The following is a 16719-nucleotide window of genomic DNA, read 5'->3' as shown; positions in this document are numbered from 1 at the left end:
GGGTTTTGCGAACCATGACGCCGGACCTTCTCTCCAGCCTGTCGCTCTCGACGCCAGAGCTGATCCTTGCCGTCGGCGCGCTGGCGCTGCTGATGGTCGGCGCCTATTCGCGCGCCAACACCGCCAACACGGTGACCGGCCTTGCCGTCGCCGTGCTGGTCGTCGCGGGCGCCTGGCTGATCTTCCAAACCGGGCAGGGCAGCGCCTATGGCAACGCCTTCATCCAGGATTCCTTTGCCCGCTTCATGAAGGTGCTGGCGCTGGTCGGCTCGGCGGTGACGCTGGCGATGTCGATGCGCTTCGCCAAGGCGGAGCATTTCGACAAGTTCGAATATCCCGTATTGGTGCTGCTCAGCACGCTCGGCATGATGCTGATGATCTCGGCCAACAGCATGATCGGGCTCTATCTCGGCCTCGAACTGCAGTCGCTGGCGATCTACGTGCTGTGCGCGATTAATCGCGACAATCTGCGTTCGACCGAGGCTGGCCTCAAATATTTCGTTCTCGGTGCGCTGTCGTCGGGCATGCTGCTCTATGGCATCAGCCTGGTCTACGGCTACACTGGCAACACCGGCTTCCAGGAGATCGCTACGGCGCTCGGCAGCGGCGAGCGCCAGCTTGGCCTCGTCTTCGGTCTCGTCTTCGTGTTGGCCGGCCTTGCCTTCAAGATCTCGGCGGTGCCGTTCCACATGTGGACGCCCGACGTCTACGAGGGCGCGCCGACGCCAGTGACGGCCTTCCTGGCGGCGGCACCCAAGATGGCGGCGATGGCGCTGATGGTGCGTGTCACCATGGGCGCGTTCAAGCCGATCGCCTCCGACTGGCAGCAGATCATCGTCTTCATCTCGATCGCCTCGATGGCGCTGGGCGCCTTCGCGGCCATCGGCCAGACCAACATCAAGCGACTGATGGCCTATTCCTCGATCGGCCATATGGGCTACGCGCTGGTCGGCCTTGCCGCCAACAGCCAGGCCGGCGTGCGCGGCGTTGCCATCTACATGCTGATCTATCTGGTGATGACGCTCGGCACCTTCGCCTTCATCCTCGCCATGCGGCGCAAGGACGGCAATGTCGAGCAGATCAGCGATCTGGCCGGCCTGTCGTCGACCAATCCGATCATGGCGACGATCCTGACCATCCTGATGTTCTCGCTGGCAGGCATCCCGCCGCTCGCCGGCTTCTGGGGGAAATGGTACGTCTTCCTCGCCGCCATCAACGCCAATCTCTACGCGCTGGCGATCATCGGCGTGCTGGCCTCGGTGGTGGGCGCCTATTATTACCTGCGCATCATCAAGATCATGTGGTTCGACGAACCGGTCGGTGGCTTTGTGCCGATGGCGACGGAATTGCGTGTCGTGCTCGGCGTCTCCGGCGCCTTCGTGCTGTTCTATGTGCTGATCGGCGGACCGATCGGCACCTATGCCGAAGCCGCCGCCAAGACGTTTTTCTAGACGGCATGGCATTTCGGCTGGCTCCAACCTCGGCGTCGGAAGGGTTCCGGCTCGAGGCGCATGACAGCGTCGGCTCCACCAATGCGCTGGCGCTGGATCACGCCAGGGCAGGTGACCCGGGCAAATTGTGGGTCGTTTCCAAGAAGCAGGAAAGCGGGCGTGGCCGGCGCGGCCGTGTCTGGGCGACGCCCGAGGGCAACCTCGCGGCGACGCTGCTCGTCATCACCAAGGCAGAGCTTCGCCTTGCCGCAACGCTGGGCTTCGTCGCCGGGCTGGCGCTGGCCGATGCACTCGACGCCGTGGTGCCAAAGGGCCGGATCGCCATCGGCCTCGACGGCGCCAGTGAAGGCAAAAACCGTTTCGAGTTGAAATGGCCGAATGACGTGCTTGCGTCGGGCGCCAAGCTGGCCGGTATCCTGCTGGAATCGGCGATCCTGGAAGGCGGCCGTTTCGCGGTGGCGGTCGGCATCGGCGTCAATGTGGTGGCATACCCTGAGGATTTGCCTTATCCCGCAACATCCTTGCGCGCGCTGGGTGCGGCATGCGATGCGGAGACACTGTTCCTCGCGCTATCGGATGCCTGGAGCGAGAATGCAAGGGTTTGGGATGAGGGGCGCGGACTTGCCGCCGTCAGGCGGCGGTGGTTGGCTCGCGCGGCGGGGCTCGGCGGCGAGGTTGCTGTCAGGATTGACGGTAATGTGGTGCGTGGGGTGTTTGAAACCATTGACGAGGACTGCCGTTTCGTGATCCGCGACGATGAAGGTTCGGTTCTGACGATCGCCGCCGGCGACGTGCATTTCGGCGCGGTCGCTTCGGCCAGGGCCTAGAGCCGTTCGTGAACGGCTCTAAGTGTTTGTTTTTGCGCAATTCCTGTGGGAAGACCGTTAGACGCTTTTCCTGGAATTGCTTTATGGACTTGGCCTGAGGGCCAGGAAGGGAAAAATCATGGCGAAAGCGGAAAACGCCGAACTCGTCTTCGTGCCGCTCGGCGGCGTCGGCGAGATCGGCATGAACTTCGCTCTTTACGGCTACGGCCCGCCCAGTGCGCGCGAATGGATCGTCATCGATGTCGGTGTGACCTTCCCCGATGCCAGCCTGCCCGGCGTCGACCTGGTGCTGCCCGACACGCGCTTCATCGAGGAGAACCTCGCCAATCTGCGCGGCATCATCATCACCCATGCGCATGAAGACCACTACGGCGCGCTGCTCGACACCTGGCCGAAGCTGAAGGCGCCGGTCTGGATGACGCCGTTCAGCGCCGGCTTGCTCGAAGCCAAGCGACAAGGCGAGCAAGGTGCGCCGAAAATACCGGTCACGATCTACAAAGCGGGGGAGAAATTCACCGTCGGCCCCTTTGAGATCGAAGCCATTCCGGTGGCGCACTCGATCCCCGAGCCGATGTCGCTGGCGATCACCTCGCCGGCCGGCACCGTCATCCACACCGGTGATTGGAAGATCGACCCGGAGCCGACGATCGGGCCGAAGACCGACGAGGCGCGTTTCCGCGCCTATGGTGACAAGGGCGTCCTGGCGCTGATCTGCGATTCGACCAATGCGCTGCGCGAAGGCGAGTCGCCTTCGGAAGTGGCCGTGGGCGAGGGCCTCAAGGGCGTCATTCAGGCTGCCAAGGGCCGCGTCGCCGTCACCACGTTTTCCTCCAATGTCGGACGCATCGTCTCCATCGCCAGGGCGGCACGCGATGCCGGTCGCCAGTGCCTGGTGCTCGGCCGCTCGCTGAAGCGGGTCATCGATGTGGCTGGCGAGCTCGGTTACATGGACGGTCTGCCCGAGTTCATCGCCGAGGAGGATTTTGGCTTCATCCCGCGCGAAAACCTGGTCATCATCTGCACCGGCAGCCAGGGCGAACCGCTTGCCGCACTGGCCAAGCTGTCGCGCGAAGAGATGAAGTCGGTGTCGCTGACGGCCGGCGACACGGTGGTGTTTTCCTCGCGCACGATTCCGGGCAATGAGAAGGCGATCCTCGAGATCAAGAACCGCCTCATCGATCTCGGCGTCAAGATCATCGAGGACGGCGACGCGCTGGTGCATGTCTCCGGCCATCCGCGGCGCAGCGAATTGCGCAAGATGTATGAATGGGTGCGCCCGCAGATCGGCGTCCCCGTGCATGGCGAGGCGGCGCATCTGGTGGCGCAGGGGTCGCTGATGTCGACGTCCGGCATCGGCCAGGTGGCGCAGGTGCGCGACGGCGACATGCTGCGGCTCGCTCCCGGCCCTGCCACCATCATCGACCAAGTGCCGTTCGGCCGCGTCTACAAGGATGGCAGACTGATCGGCACCGATCAGGCGATGGGCATTCGCGACCGGCGCAAACTGTCCTTTGCCGGCCATGTCGCGGTCAATGTCGTGCTCGACGACAAATATGAACTTGCCGGAGACCCCGATCTGGTCGCCATCGGCGTCGCCGAGGCCGATGGCCGTGGCGAGACGCTGGAAGATTTGATGATCGATGCGGCAATCGGCGCGGTGGACTCGATCCCCCGCCAGCGCCGAAAAGACCTCGACCTGGTGCAAGAAGCCGTACGGCGCGCCGTACGCGGTGCCGCCAACGAAGCCTGGGGCAAGAAGCCGCTGGTGACGGTGTTCGTCACAAGGTGACGAAAGGGAATAGGGCAGTAAGGGAATAGGGCAGTAGGGATTTCGACACGAGGCGCACGGTCAGCTTTCCCCTACTGCCTTACTGCCCTGAGGAAAAACCGATGCTTGGACGTTTGAACCATGTCGCGCTTGCCGTACCGGAGCTGGCTGTTGCCGTCGCCGCCTACCGCAATACGCTCGGTGCCGAAGTGACGGAGCCGCAGGCGCTGCCGGAGCATGGCGTCACGGTGGTGTTCGTCAATGTCGGCAACACCAAGATCGAACTTCTCGAGCCTTTGGGCGAGGGATCGCCGATCGGCGCCTTCCTGGCGAAGAACCCTTCCGGCGGCATGCATCATCTTTGCTACGAGGTCGACGACATCCTGGCCGCGCGCGACCAGCTCAAGGCTGCCGGCGCCCGCGTGCTGGGCGACGGCAACCCGAAGATCGGCGCCCATGGCAAGCCGGTGCTGTTCCTGCATCCGAAGGATTTCTTCGGCACGCTGATCGAACTGGAGCAATCATGAGCTGGGTTTCGTTCACCGCCCTGTTTTTCGCGACCTGGTGGGTGGTGCTGTTTGCCGTGCTGCCGTTCAGCGTGAAGACGCAGGACGACGATCATGATGTGACGCTGGGCACGGTTCCGAGTGCACCGCGCGGCCCCCATATGCTGCGCGCCGTGATCCGCACCACCGTCGCCACCGCGATCCTGATGGGCATTTTCTATGGCCTGACGCATGGCCTGGGATACAGCCTCAACGACATCCCCCACATCGTGCCGGATTTCGGTCAGACGCCAGCCAAATAGACTGTCCGGCCCAAATAGACTGTCCGGCCCAAATAGACTGTCCGGCAAAAGACGTTTTCATCCATCGGAACCATGGGCGGTTTCGGACGGCAATGCCGTGCCGTTTTGTGGCTGGGGAGTGCTGACGCAAGGTAAGGCGGTTTGGCAACGCGTTGCGCTAAGCAGATGATTGCACAAAAAAAATGCAAGGCACAAGGCCTTGCAATTTAAACGCGTCCGATCTGTTTCCGGTTTCCGGCGGCAGCGAGTAACCGCGCCTAGATCGCATCCTCCCAAGACTTTGACCGCGTAGGAGAGCAGATTTTTTTCTACCCTCTCGGTTATCGGGGCACATTAGCCTAACGCGAATGAAAATGTCACGAAGAATTTTGCCTCGAAACAGGCATTCTCGTGCTGCACTGCACAATAGTATGGCAGGCTTTGCTTTCGAAACGTCCAGTAAGACGCGTGCGGCACTGCGCCGCCGGGTTTGGGTTCCCATTCGGCCATGAAATGGCTATGAAGCCGGGTCAAGCAAGCCAATGTCGCGCCGATTCTGACGCGGCCATCCTCACTCACGGACCAGTCCATGCGTTTGTCGCGCTATTTCCTGCCTATCCTCAAAGAAAATCCGCGCGAGGCTGAAATCGTCTCGCACCGGCTGATGCTGCGCGCCGGCATGATCCGCCAGCAGGGGCAGGGCAGCTTCTCGTGGCTGCCGCTCGGCAAGCGGGTGCTGGATAAGGTCTGCCGCATCATCCGCGAGGAGCAGAATCGCGCCGGCGCGCTGGAAATCCTGATGCCGACCATCCAGTCGGCCGATCTGTGGCGCGAAAGCGGCCGCTATGACGACTACGGCAAGGAGATGCTGCGCATCAAGGACCGGCAAGACCGCGACATGCTCTACGGCCCGACCAATGAGGAAGTGGTCACCGAGATCGTCCGCGCCTACGTGAAGTCCTACAAGGACCTGCCGCTCAATCTCTACCACATCCAGTGGAAGTTCCGCGACGAAGTGCGGCCGCGCTTCGGCGTCATGCGGTCGCGCGAATTCCTGATGAAGGACGCCTATTCCTTCGACCTCGACTTCGAGGGCGCAAGGGCGGCCTACAACAGGATGTTCGTGTCCTATCTCCGGACCTTCACGCGCATGGGGCTGCAGGCTATACCGATGCGGGCCGACACCGGGCCGATCGGCGGCGATCTCAGCCATGAATTCATCATCCTCGCCGACACCGGCGAGAGCCAGGTCTTCTGTCATCGCGACTATCTTTCGCTCGATGTGCCCGGCGCCAATACCGACTTTGCCAACGACGCCGAGATCGCCGACATCGTCAAGACGTGGACGACGCCCTACGCCGCCACCGACGAGATGCATGACGAGGCGGCGTGGGAAAAGATCGGCGAGAGTGACAAGGTCTCGGCGCGATGGCCCATGCGTCGCGGCTCATCGAAGCGCCATCTCGATCATCTGGCCCGACGTGCGCCGCGCTCGGCGTCACGGCGGCGACGCCGATGGGCCTTCCTCGCGATCAGCGAAGGCCAGTCCGCCCGATGTGACGACACCGCCACGGCCGCGCGCAGTCCACCTCGCCGCGGCCGGCCATCGGTCTCGTCGGGCGGCACCGTTCGCCCGACCGATCCGGCATCGGTCGGCCACATCTGTCCATTTCGGCGATAAGTATTCCAAGCCCATGGGCGCCAAGTGACCGGGCCCGATGGCAAGGATCATTTCGTCTCCGGCGGCTCCTACGGCATCGGTCCGTCGCGCCTGGTCGCGGCGATCATCGAAGCCAGCCATGACGACAACGGCATCATCTGGCCCGAAGCTGTGGCGCCGTTCGACATCGGTCTGATCAACATGAAGGCGGGCGACGCCGAGTGCGACCGCGTCTGCGACGAGCTGCATGCCGCTTTCGTCGCCGCCGGCAAGGACGTGCTCTATGACGACACCGACCAGCGGCCCGGCGGCAAGTTCGCCACCGCCGATCTGATCGGCCTGCCATGGCAGGTGATCGTCGGACCGCGCGGCGTGGCCGCCGGCGAGATCGAGATCAAGAATCGCAAGACCGGCGAGCGCGAGACGCTGCCGATCGCGGACGCGAAGAAGCGCTTCGGTGTCGCTGCATGAGCGAGGCGGTGGCGCAAGATCGGCGGGCGCCGGACCCTTTTCCATCTTCGAGCGCATGGTCGCGTGGCGCTATCTGCGCTCGCGGCAGGAGACGGTGATCTCGGTGATCGCCTCGATCTCCTTCCTCGGCATCATGCTGGGCGTCGCCACGCTGATCGTGGTGATGGCGGTGATGAACGGCTTTAGGGCGGAGCTGTTGACGCGCATCCTCGGCGTCAATGGCCATCTGATCGTGCAGCCGCTCGATTCGCCGCTTGAGGACTATGCGCAGGTCGCCGGCCGCATCAACGGTGTATCAGGCGTCAAATACGCCATCCCGCTGATCGACGGCCAGGTGCTGGCGCAAGGCAATGTCGGCGGTGGAACCGGAGCGCTGGTGCGCGGCATCCGAGGCGAGGATCTCAGCAAGATCGCCATCGTGGCCAGCAACATCAAGCAGGGCTCGATCGCTGATTTCGACACCGGCGAGGGCGTTGCCATCGGCAAGCGCATGGCCGAGAATCTCGGCCTGACGCTTGGTGACACCATCACCTTGATCTCGCCGGACGGCGACGTGACCCCGATTGGCACGACGCCGCGCATGAAGGGCTACAAGATCGCGGCGATCTTCGAAGTCGGCATGTCCGAATACGACACCTCCATCGTCTACATGCCGTTCTCCGAAGCGCAGCTTTATTTCAACATGGACGGCCGGGCGCAGACGATCGAGATCTATGTCGACAATCCCGATGATGTCGATGCGCTGAAACCGAAGGTGGAGGCGGCGGCGCAGCGGCCGATCGACATGGTCGACTGGCGCCAGCGCAACGAGACCTTCTTCTCCGCCCTGCAGGTCGAGCGCAATGTCATGTTCATGATCTTGACGCTGATCGTGCTGGTGGCGGCGCTCAACATCATCTCCGGCCTGATCATGCTGGTGAAGGACAAGGGGCACGACATCGCCATCCTGCGCACCATGGGGGCGTCGCGTGGCGCCATCCTGCGCATCTTCCTGATGACGGGTGCGGCGATCGGCGTGACCGGCACGCTCGCGGGCGTGCTGCTCGGCGTGCTGATCTGCACCAACATCGAATCCATCCGCCAGTTCTTCTCGTGGATGACCGGCAAGGTGTTGTTCAACCCGGAACTCTATTTCCTCAGCCAGCTGCCGGCGAAGATGGATCCGCGCGAGACGACCTATGTCATCCTGATGGCGCTCGGTCTGTCCTTCCTGGCAACGGTGTTTCCGGCATGGCGGGCCGCGCGTCTCGATCCGGTCGAAGCCTTGAGGTACGAGTAATGGCCGAGGTCATTATCGAGCTGAAGAGCGTCGAGCGGCACTATGTCCAGGGACCGCGCAAGCTCACCATTCTCAACGGTGCGGACTTCTCGCTGAAGCGCGGTGAGATGGTGGCGCTGGTGGCGCCGTCCGGCACCGGCAAGTCGACGCTGCTGCACACTGCCGGCCTGCTGGAGCGTCCCGACGCCGGCGACGTCATCCTGGCCGGCCGTGCCTGCGGGCGGCTCTCCGACGACGAACGCACGTCGATCCGCCGCAACGATGTCGGCTTCGTCTACCAGTTCCATCATTTGCTGCCGGAATTCTCGGCACTGGAAAACATCATGATGCCGCAGCTCATCAAAGGGCTGAGCCGCAAGGACGCGACCGAGCGCGCGGCACAACTGCTCGACTACATGCAGATCGGCAAGCGCGCGTCGCACCGGCCGTCCGAACTCTCCGGCGGCGAGCAGCAGCGCGTCGCCATTGCGCGTGCGGTCGCCAATGCGCCGCTGGTGCTGCTGGCGGACGAGCCGACCGGCAATCTCGACCCGGTCACCGCCTCCTATGTGTTCGAGGCGCTGGCGGCGCTGGTCAAGCAATCGGGCCTTGCGGCCCTGATCGCCACCCACAATCACGAGCTGGCATCACGCATGGACCGGCGGGTGACGTTGGCCGACGGCAAAGTGGTGCCGCTGGGCTCGGGCTGACCTCGGTCTCGACAAACCTTGGCGGGCTCACCGACAGTCCGCCACTGATGCCTGTATCTGGCCCATCGGTAGCTGCCGCTCGGTCCTCAACCTTTTCTTAACCCTGCCGATTTGATCGCCCGAAAATTCCTGATGTAGCCGGATTGTGGTCGTTGACTTTGAAACAAAATTAGAACAAACTGCGAACATATCAACAACAGGAGAGAGTTATGACCGATCTGGTTCAGGATGTCATCTCACTGGTTTGCATGAGCACCTTTCTCGTTTCCATGGCGATCTGGATCGGAGCCATGTGATTTGACGGCATTCGCCGCCGTGATCCTGAGTGGGTTATGACCCGCTCTGCCGTTAAGCTTTTCTTGCCGCCGCGACGTTAGGGTGCCCTGAAAGACAGGGAGCAACGTCGCGTGTCGCCCATCGTCACGGCCATTCTCGTGGCCAGCAATCTCGGGCTAATCTTTCTCTTGATGACCGTGCCGCTTGGTCTGCGCACGGTCCGGCTCAGCCGCGTGATAGCAGCGGACCGGCAGCGCCTCTGGCAGGCGCTGTGGCCGCTCGGCAGCGATGCCGGCTGGTCCGGTGAGATACTCTCGGCCGAAGCGCCGGACGGTGAGGGCGTGGCTCGAATCATGCTGTCCTGGGAGGGCCGCGACGGCAAGCCGATCGAGCGCAAGTCGCGGTTTGAAGACGTGGTCGAGGGCAGCCACTTCTCGATGCGAGTCATCGAGGACACCGCGCTCGACGCCTCGTTCTGGAAGGATTTTCGCGAAGCCACCGAACTCGTTTCCGAGGGCAATGGTACGCGGGTGACGCTCAGTCAGACCGATCGCTATCGCGGCGTTGCCTTCCTGGTGTTCCGCTATTTCGCCATGCGCCGCGAACTCTCCAAGCTGCAGCGCTGGGCGCGGACCGGGCAGTATCGCAAGGGCGGCTGGTTCGAGCATCCGCTGAGCCAGGTCGGCTTCGCCGCGCTGTCGGCATTGATCCTGTGGCCGTTCTTCGGGCTTCATTTCGGCGGGCTGGCGCTGGCCGCGATCCTCACATCGGTGGTCGCCCTGCACGAGCTCGGCCACATGGCGGCATTTCGGCTGATGGGCCACAACAGGGCGCGGATGATCTTCATCCCGCTGCTCGGCGGCATCGCCATTGGCGGCCGGCCCTATGACAGCCGTTTCGAGGTCGCCTTCGTGGCCTTGATGGGCGCCGGCTTCTCCGCCTTCCTGGTGCCGATCGCAATCGCCGCAAGTAGCTTTGCCAGCGCGGAAGGGCATCGGCTGGCGGCAATGCTGCTGGCGGCTCTGGCTGGTTTTGCCGCCCTGTTCAACATCGCCAATCTGGTGCCGGTGTGGAAATTCGACGGCGGCCAGGTGCTGCGTCAGATCTGCCCCGGGCCGATCGCGCTGGCGCTGGCCTCGTTCTTCCTGCTCTCGGCTTTCCTGGCTGTGGGGTGGCAGGCCGGTTTTTCCGCCAATTTTCTGCTCGGGACGGGCGCGGTGTTTTCGATCCTCAGCCTGCTGACGATGAGCAGCGGGGTAAAGCCGCGTCACGAGTTGAAGCCGATTCGCACCGTCGACCGCTTGGCCATGGCGGCAGCGCTGCTGGCGGTGTTCGCCGTCCATGGCTACGGCGTTCTGTGGGCCTCCGCCCAGCTCATCTAAGGTGTGTTGATATTCAGGTGATGCCGGCCTGCAAATGGCTGATACCTGCGCTTCCCCGTTCTACCGCGTCGCGGTAGAACTGAGCTCACGTACGAAAAGTACGCTCCGCTCCGGTTCTCGCTATCAGCCATTTTCGACTCGGCCTGACCTGAATCTCAACACACCTTGAGCCGTGCCGGATCAGTAAGTCTCAACCGGCCTTGCGCGGGGCTTCGACAGGCAGAGCCGTGGCGGGACCGAACACATTCTCGAAGGCGGATTTCAGGGCCAGATCAAGGTCGGCCATTGTCAGGGGAAGGCCGAGGTCGACGAGGCTGGTGACGCCGTGGTCCTGCACGCCGCAGGGCACGATGCCGCTGAAATGGTCGAGATCCGGCTCGACATTGATGGCGATGCCATGAAAGCTGACCCAGCGCCGCAGCCGGATGCCGATTGCCGCGATCTTCTCTTCGGCCGGCGAGCCGTCGGGCAAGGCAGGCCGATCCGGCCGCACCACCCAGACGCCGACCCGGTCCTCGCGGCGTTCGCCCTGCACGTTGAAGGCGGCCAGCGTGCCGATGATCCACTGTTCGAGCGCCGCAACGAAGGCGCGGACATCCTCGCGCCGCCGCTTGAGATCGAGCATCACATAGGCGACCCGCTGGCCCGGCCCATGATAGGTGTATTCGCCGCCGCGGCCGGCTGCGAAGACCGGGAAGCGGCTGGCGTCGATCAGATCCTCGCTGCGGGCGCTGGTGCCGGCGGTGTAGAGCGGCGGATGTTCGACCAGCCAGACTATTTCACCGGCAGCGCCGCTTCGGATCGCCTCGGCGCGCGCCTCCATGAAGGCGATCGCATCGGGATAGGCGGTGAGGCCAGGCTCGATCAGCCATTCGACCGGTGCCGAACCGGGGAGCGGCAGGAACGACGTGGCGATCTGGCTGCGTTCTGGCATGACGGTGTCGCTTTTTGCTTATGCCTGTCGTGGCCCCAAAACCGCCTTGCACTTTTGGGCGACATGCATTTGCCATCCATATGGCAATAACAGGCCGAAACGTCCAGTTCCGGCACTGCATTCGAGCCCTGTGGAGCATTATGCCAATCGCCTGACATTATTGCTTGCCGTGCACTTGTTTCGCCGGAAACGATTTGCTACACGCCGCGAGCCGGTCGGTTCCGGCTCTACCACGTGCGGTCGTGGCGGAATTGGTAGACGCGCAGCGTTGAGGTCGCTGTGGGGCAACCCGTGGAAGTTCGAGTCTTCTCGACCGCACCAAAATTCTCTTGACAGATTGCTTCTGGCGAGCGGGGCGGCAAGCGACGCCAGCATGGCCCATGCGGCGGCCTTGGCGCCGAAAGCCCGGCGATGTGGGCGACTGGCCTTGGACGGTGTCTCGAGATGACGCAGGCCGCTCGGCAAACCCGGCCTATCCCGTCCACCCAAGGCCAGCCGAGATGCAATTGATCGATACAAGCAGAGCGTCGGTAGCCCGCTTTTGATCCGCCGTGCCGGTATTTGCCCTGACATCACGCAGCAGATCGACCTGCAGCCGGTGAATGTCATCCATCTGTCGTCGCAGATTGTCGAAACGCCGTTTGAACATCGGAAAGCGCGCGGAAAGATCACCTCCCGTGAGGTCACCGATCAGGTGTCGCGTCAGCTCGTATTCGGCGGCGATGCGAGCGTAGATTCGTTCGGCCGCATCGCTGTCGGACACCAGGCCTGCGTAGAGCCGCGCGATCTCCATGTCGGACTGGTAGAGCGTCTTCTCGGCCTCGTCGATGATCAGGCGGAAGAAGCGCGAGTGCTCGAACATGCGGGCCAGAAGTTCGCGTCCGGCTTCGCCGCGCACCGTGACGAACGAGCTGAGCGCGCTGCCGATGCCATACCAGCCGGTCAACAGGTGACGGTTCTGGCTCCAGGCGAACACCCATGGGATGGCGCGCAGGTCGGCAATGCCGCTGGCGCCGAAACGGCGATCCGGCCGTGAGCCCATTTTCAGCAGCGCCAGTTCCGCGACCGGGCTCGCCTGATTGAAATAATCGAGGAAGCCGGGCTCAGCCATCAACCTGGCATAGGACGCCTGCGACATGCCTGCCAGCGCTTCCAGCGCTTCGTCGAACTCCGGCGTTTCCTTGGGCTCGACATCACCGGGCGATCCGACACTATGGGCCAGCACGCCGGCGGCGAGAACCTCGAGCTGGTTGAGGCCGGTGCCGCGATTGGCGAATTTCGACGAGACGACCTCGCCCTGTTCCGTCACCCGCATGGCTCCGGCGACTGTACCCGCCGGCTGCGCCGCGATCGCCCGGCCGGTCGGCGCGCCGCCACGGCTGACGGAGCCGCCGCGGCCGTGAAAGAAACTGATCCTGACCTTGTGCCTGCGCCCGACGGCAGCGACGCGCTTTTGCACTTTTGCCAATTCCCAGTTGGAAGCCAGGAAACCACCGTCTTTGTTGGAATCCGAATAACCAAGCATGATTTCCTGGCGCGCGCGGAAGTCTCGCACCGTTCGCCTCACCAGCGAAATGCCGAGCAATTCGTTCAGGATGCCGGGGGCGGCCTGCAGGTCGGTGATGGTCTCGAACAATGGCACGATCCGCAGCTTGATTGTGCCGCCGCCAACGGGCGCGGTTGAAAGTCCGCAATATTGCGCCAGTAGATAGACGGCGAGCAGATCGTCAGCCGAGCGGGTCATGCTGAGAATGAAGGAGCCGACAGCGTCGGCATCCGAGCTGGAGATGTGCTTGGCGATGACGGAGAATGTCGAAAGCAGTTCACCTGCTTCAGGCGAGAGCCGGCCTGCGTCGATCTCCAGCTGCTCGCCCTGGCTGAGGCTTAAGCGAATGCGCGCCGACCATTGCGGCGTGCCGGCTGCGACCGGATCGGCGGGATTTGTCAGCGCGAACAACTCGCCCAGCACCCGGTTGACGACCGTGGAGTTCTGCCGGATGTCGAGCGAGACCGTTCGGAAGCCGAAGCTCCCGACTTGCCAAAGGAGAGGCTGGACGAACCGCTTTGCCACTGCGCGTCCGCCAATCGCTTCGAGAACGCAAGTCAGCCCGTTCAGATCGGCACGAAACGCCTCAGCCGTGAGGTACGCCGTCGTAGCGCCATCTCGCGTGGCCACCAGCCGGGCAAGCAAGGCCGAAGCGAATTGGCGAAGCGGTTCGTCGGGATTGCGGGCGGCGATCTCTTGCGCCTGTCCGCTTCTATCAAGCGCCGTTTGCAGCGCCGGCTTGAAGCTGGCCGGCAGGTCGATGATATTCGAGCTGGCGCTGAGCACCGTTGCCAGCCGCTGCACCTGCCTCAGATACCAGCCTATGGCGGTATTGCGGTATTCGACCATGGCATGGGCTGTGACCGCGGCCGTCACATTTGGATTGCCATCGCGGTCGCCGCCGATCCACGAGGCATAGCGCATGAAGGAGGGAATTCTGATCGGCTTTCCCGGATAGTGACGCTCAAAGGCCCCTTGAAGCTTGTCATAGAGCTGTGGCGTTGCCTCGAAGATGACCTCGCGAAAGAAATGCAGGCCCCAGGCGATTTCGCGTTCGACAGTCGGGCGTTCCAGTCGCAGTTCGCCCGTCATCCACAGAAGCTCGATCTCGCTTTCCAGATCGGCGACCAACAGGGAGCGTTCGCGCGGCGCCCAGCGCGGCTGGTCGAGCTCGGTCAGCTTGCGATAGATACGGCGGTGGATCTCCAGCACCGTGACGCGTTTGGCCTCCGTCGGGTGCGCAGTCATGGTCGGGCCGACGCAAAGCTCATCGAGTGTCGCCTGGACTTCCTCCGCTGAGTGGCCGTTCGCTGCCATCTGCGCGATCACACTGGCGAAGGACCCGGGCACTTCGTCGACACCGGCGCCTTGCTCGAGCTCGCGGCGCACCCGCATGGCAAGCAATTCGTCTGCTATCGCCAGCAATTGGAACCATACGCCGCTCGCCTGAAGCGCTGGGATGCGCTGCTCCGCGGCGAGGGAGACCAGCGACCTGCGCCCGCTCAGAACGGCGGCGATCTCGGGCTCACGCGCGCTTGCGACCTGAAGCAGCAGGCGCAACAAAAGGCTGCGCTCGTCCTCCCGAAACTTGATACGTCTGCTTTGTTCCAAAGCCGCTTCCTCGTCCGCATCGATTGCAATTGCAGCAGCGCCCTGAAGCGAGACCGGCGCCTGCTGTCAGGCGACCCGATCCGGGGACCGGGCGACCTTCGAAGAAGGCGGTCAGGTTCTCCACCACCTTCATGCCCATCGCCACCCGCGTCTCCTCGGTCGCACTGCCGAGATGCGGCAACAGCACGACGTTCTCCAACTGCTTCAGCGCCTCCGGAACGGCCGGCTCGTCGGCAAAGACGTCGAGACCCGCCCCCGCGATCTCGCGTCTTTACAGTGCACCGATCAGAGCATCCTGGTCGACGACGTCGCCGCGTGCCGTGTTGATCAGGAATGCGCCGCGTTTCATCAACCGCAGGCTGCGAGCATCGATGAGATGGCGGTTTTCCGCGCCGCCCGGACAGTGCAGCGACACGAAATCGGATGCCGCGAGCGCATCTTCCAAGGTTGGCATCTGCACCGCGCCCATGGCGCGCGTCTCGTCATCGTCGACCTGCGACCGATTGAAGAAGACGATCTTCATTCCGAAGCCGAAATGCGCTCGCCTGGCCGTTGCCTTGCCGATGCGCCCCATGCCGACAATACCCAGGGTCTTGCCCGACACCTTCGCGCCGGCCATGTGCGTCGGCGACCAGCCACGCCACTCTCCGGCCCGCAGCTGCCGCTCGCCCTCACCGGTCCGGCGCGCGACGGCCAAGATCAGGCTGAGGGCGAGATCGGCGGTGCAATCGGTCAGCACGCCCGGGGTGTTGGTCACCACGATGTCGCGGTCGCGGGCCGCCGCGACATCGATATGGCTGAAGCCGACGCCGAAATTGGCGATGATCCTGGTGCGGGCTGCGCTTTCGGGAAAGACCGCACCAGGCAAGCGGTCGCTGACGGTTGCCAGGATGGCGTCAAAATCCGTGAAGGCGGAAGTCATCGCGGCAGCGCTCAGCGGCGTGTCGTCTGCGTTGAGCGTGGTGTCGAAGCGCTCGGCGAGGAGCGCTTCGACGGCGGCCGGCCATCTGCGTGTGACAATCAATCGCGGTTTCATCGAATTTCCCTGCCGATCGACGGGGCGCGATGCTTCCACCAACCCCGAACAGACTTCAAACTGCGCAATGTGGGCTTCGCCCGGTCGGCCGTCACGCCGCCTTCTTGGTCCGCGCCAGCGTATCGGCCACGACCTCGCCGAATGAGGCCGGCGTCGGCACGATGACGACACCGGCCTCCTTGAGGATTTCGACTTTTTCCTGCGCCGATTCGCCGAAGGCGGAGATGATGGCGCCGGCATGGCCCATGCGCCTGCCTTTTGGCGCGGAAAGCCCGGCGATATAGGCAATCAGCGGCTTGCGCATGTTGTCGCGCGCCCAGATCGCGGCTTCCGCTTCCTGCGGTCCGCCGATCTCGCCAATCATCACCACAGCGTCGGTGTCTTCGTCACGCTCGAAGAGTTGCAGGATATCCTTGAAAGACGAGCCGTTGATCGGATCGCCGCCGATGCCGACGCTGGTCGACACGCCGATGCCCAGCGCCTTCATCTGCGAGGCGGCCTCGTAGCCGAGCGTGCCGGAGCGGCCGACGATGCCGACGCGCCCGGGGAGGTAGATGCTGCCGGGCATGATGCCCATAAGCGCCTGTCCGGGCGTGATGACCCCGGCGCAATTCGGGCCGACCAGCCGCATGCGGTCCTCGAAGCGGTAGCGGCGCATGTAGCGCTTGACCTGCATCATGTCCTGCGATGGGATGCCGTCGGTGATGCAGACGCAGAGCTTGATGCCGGCATCCGCCGCTTCCATGATCGAATCGGCGGCGAAGGGCGGCGGCACGAAGACGATGCTCGCCTCGGCGCGGGTCTCACGCACAGCGCCCTTGACGGTGTTGAACACCGGCAGGCCGAGATGCTTTTGGCCGCCCTTGCCGGGGGTGACGCCGCCAACCAGCTTGGTGCCGTATCGCTTCATGTCCTCGGCATGGAAGCTGCCGATCTTGCCGGTGAAGCCCTGGACGATGACGCGTGTGTTGCGGTTGAGCAGGATTGCCATTTTTTCGACCT

Annotated in this window: 11 protein-coding genes, 1 tRNA gene and 3 pseudogenes; 11 read left to right on the top strand and 4 right to left on the bottom strand. The window is 63.5% G+C overall.

The genetic code is table 11. The features are described from left to right. Positions 1–14: 14 nt before the first annotated feature. The 10 genes and pseudogenes from nuoN to EJ076_RS23655 all read left to right on the top strand — a co-directional run bounded on the left by nuoN (position 15) and on the right by EJ076_RS23655 (position 10590). Complete coding sequence (gene nuoN, locus EJ076_RS23700; RefSeq protein WP_109667963.1) at positions 15–1451, top strand: NADH-quinone oxidoreductase subunit NuoN; 1437 nt, start codon at positions 15–17, stop codon at positions 1449–1451. A 5-nt stretch (positions 1452–1456) separates the two neighbouring features. Continuing rightward, positions 1457–2278 (top strand): biotin--[acetyl-CoA-carboxylase] ligase, encoded by an 822-nt coding sequence (locus EJ076_RS23695; protein WP_126069451.1) that lies wholly within the window; start codon positions 1457–1459, stop codon positions 2276–2278. Positions 2279–2396: 118 nt separating this feature from the next. Next, the gene (locus EJ076_RS23690) at positions 2397–4067 is read left to right on the top strand and encodes a ribonuclease J (RefSeq protein ID WP_126069450.1); all 1671 of its coding nucleotides are present in this window, start codon (positions 2397–2399) and stop codon (positions 4065–4067) included. Positions 4068–4168: 101 nt separating this feature from the next. Then, positions 4169–4573: a methylmalonyl-CoA epimerase gene (mce, locus tag EJ076_RS23685; protein WP_126069449.1), complete on the top strand. Its 405-nt coding sequence runs from the start codon at positions 4169–4171 to the stop codon at positions 4571–4573. Then, positions 4570–4854, top strand: a complete 285-nt coding sequence (locus EJ076_RS23680) for a DUF1467 family protein (RefSeq protein ID WP_056596715.1) — start codon at positions 4570–4572, stop codon at positions 4852–4854. The genes mce and EJ076_RS23680 overlap by 4 nt, the downstream gene beginning before the upstream one ends. A gap of 568 nt (positions 4855–5422) precedes the next feature. Beyond that, a pseudogene (proS, locus tag EJ076_RS23675) lies at positions 5423–6259 on the top strand (proline--tRNA ligase); the annotation flags it as partial. Between the two features lie 241 nt (positions 6260–6500). Further along, positions 6501–6964 (top strand): annotated as a pseudogene (locus EJ076_RS23670) (His/Gly/Thr/Pro-type tRNA ligase C-terminal domain-containing protein); the annotation flags it as partial. Between the two features lie 55 nt (positions 6965–7019). After that, complete coding sequence (locus tag EJ076_RS23665; RefSeq protein ID WP_126071125.1) at positions 7020–8243, top strand: lipoprotein-releasing ABC transporter permease subunit; 1224 nt, start codon at positions 7020–7022, stop codon at positions 8241–8243. After that, a complete protein-coding gene (locus EJ076_RS23660; protein WP_126069448.1) occupies positions 8243–8932 on the top strand; it encodes an ABC transporter ATP-binding protein in 690 nt (229 codons plus the stop codon). Before EJ076_RS23665 ends, EJ076_RS23660 begins: the two co-directional genes overlap by 1 nt. Before the next feature lie 407 nt (positions 8933–9339). Next, complete coding sequence (locus EJ076_RS23655) at positions 9340–10590, top strand: site-2 protease family protein (RefSeq protein ID WP_126069447.1); 1251 nt, start codon at positions 9340–9342, stop codon at positions 10588–10590. A 190-nt stretch (positions 10591–10780) separates the two neighbouring features. Here the strand turns inward: EJ076_RS23655 and lipB are convergent, their stop codons facing one another. Continuing rightward, positions 10781–11524, bottom strand: coding sequence for a lipoyl(octanoyl) transferase LipB (gene lipB, locus EJ076_RS23650; protein ID WP_126069446.1), 744 nt, complete (start codon positions 11522–11524; stop codon positions 10781–10783). Positions 11525–11760: 236 nt separating this feature from the next. Between lipB and EJ076_RS23645 the strand changes: the two genes are divergently transcribed. Beyond that, positions 11761–11845, top strand: a tRNA-Leu gene (locus EJ076_RS23645). Between the two features lie 151 nt (positions 11846–11996). Here the strand turns inward: EJ076_RS23645 and EJ076_RS23640 are convergent. The 3 genes and pseudogenes from EJ076_RS23640 to sucD form a co-directional block, all read right to left on the bottom strand. Then, complete coding sequence (locus EJ076_RS23640; RefSeq protein ID WP_126069445.1) at positions 11997–14681, bottom strand: phosphoenolpyruvate carboxylase; 2685 nt, start codon at positions 14679–14681, stop codon at positions 11997–11999. A 91-nt stretch (positions 14682–14772) separates the two neighbouring features. Then, positions 14773–15717: pseudogene (locus tag EJ076_RS23635) on the bottom strand (D-glycerate dehydrogenase); the annotation flags it as partial. A gap of 91 nt (positions 15718–15808) precedes the next feature. Beyond that, positions 15809–16708: a succinate--CoA ligase subunit alpha gene (sucD, locus tag EJ076_RS23630; RefSeq protein WP_109667934.1), complete on the bottom strand. Its 900-nt coding sequence runs from the start codon at positions 16706–16708 to the stop codon at positions 15809–15811. Positions 16709–16719: the final 11 nt, after the last annotated feature.

Source organism: Mesorhizobium sp. M7D.F.Ca.US.005.01.1.1 (assembly GCF_003952545.1).
GTDB lineage: Bacteria > Pseudomonadota > Alphaproteobacteria > Rhizobiales > Rhizobiaceae > Mesorhizobium > Mesorhizobium loti.
This window is presented reverse-complemented; position numbering and strand designations above follow the sequence as displayed.

Bases quoted from the DNA above. Each gene is read 5' to 3' on its own strand.
- nuoN (WP_109667963.1), top strand. From the start codon at position 15: ATGACGCCGGACCTTCTCTCCAGCCTGTCGCTCTCGACGCCAGAGCTG.
- EJ076_RS23695 (WP_126069451.1), top strand. From the start codon at position 1,457: ATGGCATTTCGGCTGGCTCCAACCTCGGCGTCGGAAGGGTTCCGGCTC.
- EJ076_RS23690 (WP_126069450.1), top strand. From the start codon at position 2,397: ATGGCGAAAGCGGAAAACGCCGAACTCGTCTTCGTGCCGCTCGGCGGC.
- mce (WP_126069449.1), top strand. From the start codon at position 4,169: ATGCTTGGACGTTTGAACCATGTCGCGCTTGCCGTACCGGAGCTGGCT.
- EJ076_RS23680 (WP_056596715.1), top strand. From the start codon at position 4,570: ATGAGCTGGGTTTCGTTCACCGCCCTGTTTTTCGCGACCTGGTGGGTG.
- EJ076_RS23665 (WP_126071125.1), top strand. From the start codon at position 7,020: ATGGTCGCGTGGCGCTATCTGCGCTCGCGGCAGGAGACGGTGATCTCG.
- EJ076_RS23660 (WP_126069448.1), top strand. From the start codon at position 8,243: ATGGCCGAGGTCATTATCGAGCTGAAGAGCGTCGAGCGGCACTATGTC.
- lipB (WP_126069446.1), bottom strand. From the start codon at position 11,524: ATGCCAGAACGCAGCCAGATCGCCACGTCGTTCCTGCCGCTCCCCGGT.
- sucD (WP_109667934.1), bottom strand. From the start codon at position 16,708: ATGGCAATCCTGCTCAACCGCAACACACGCGTCATCGTCCAGGGCTTC.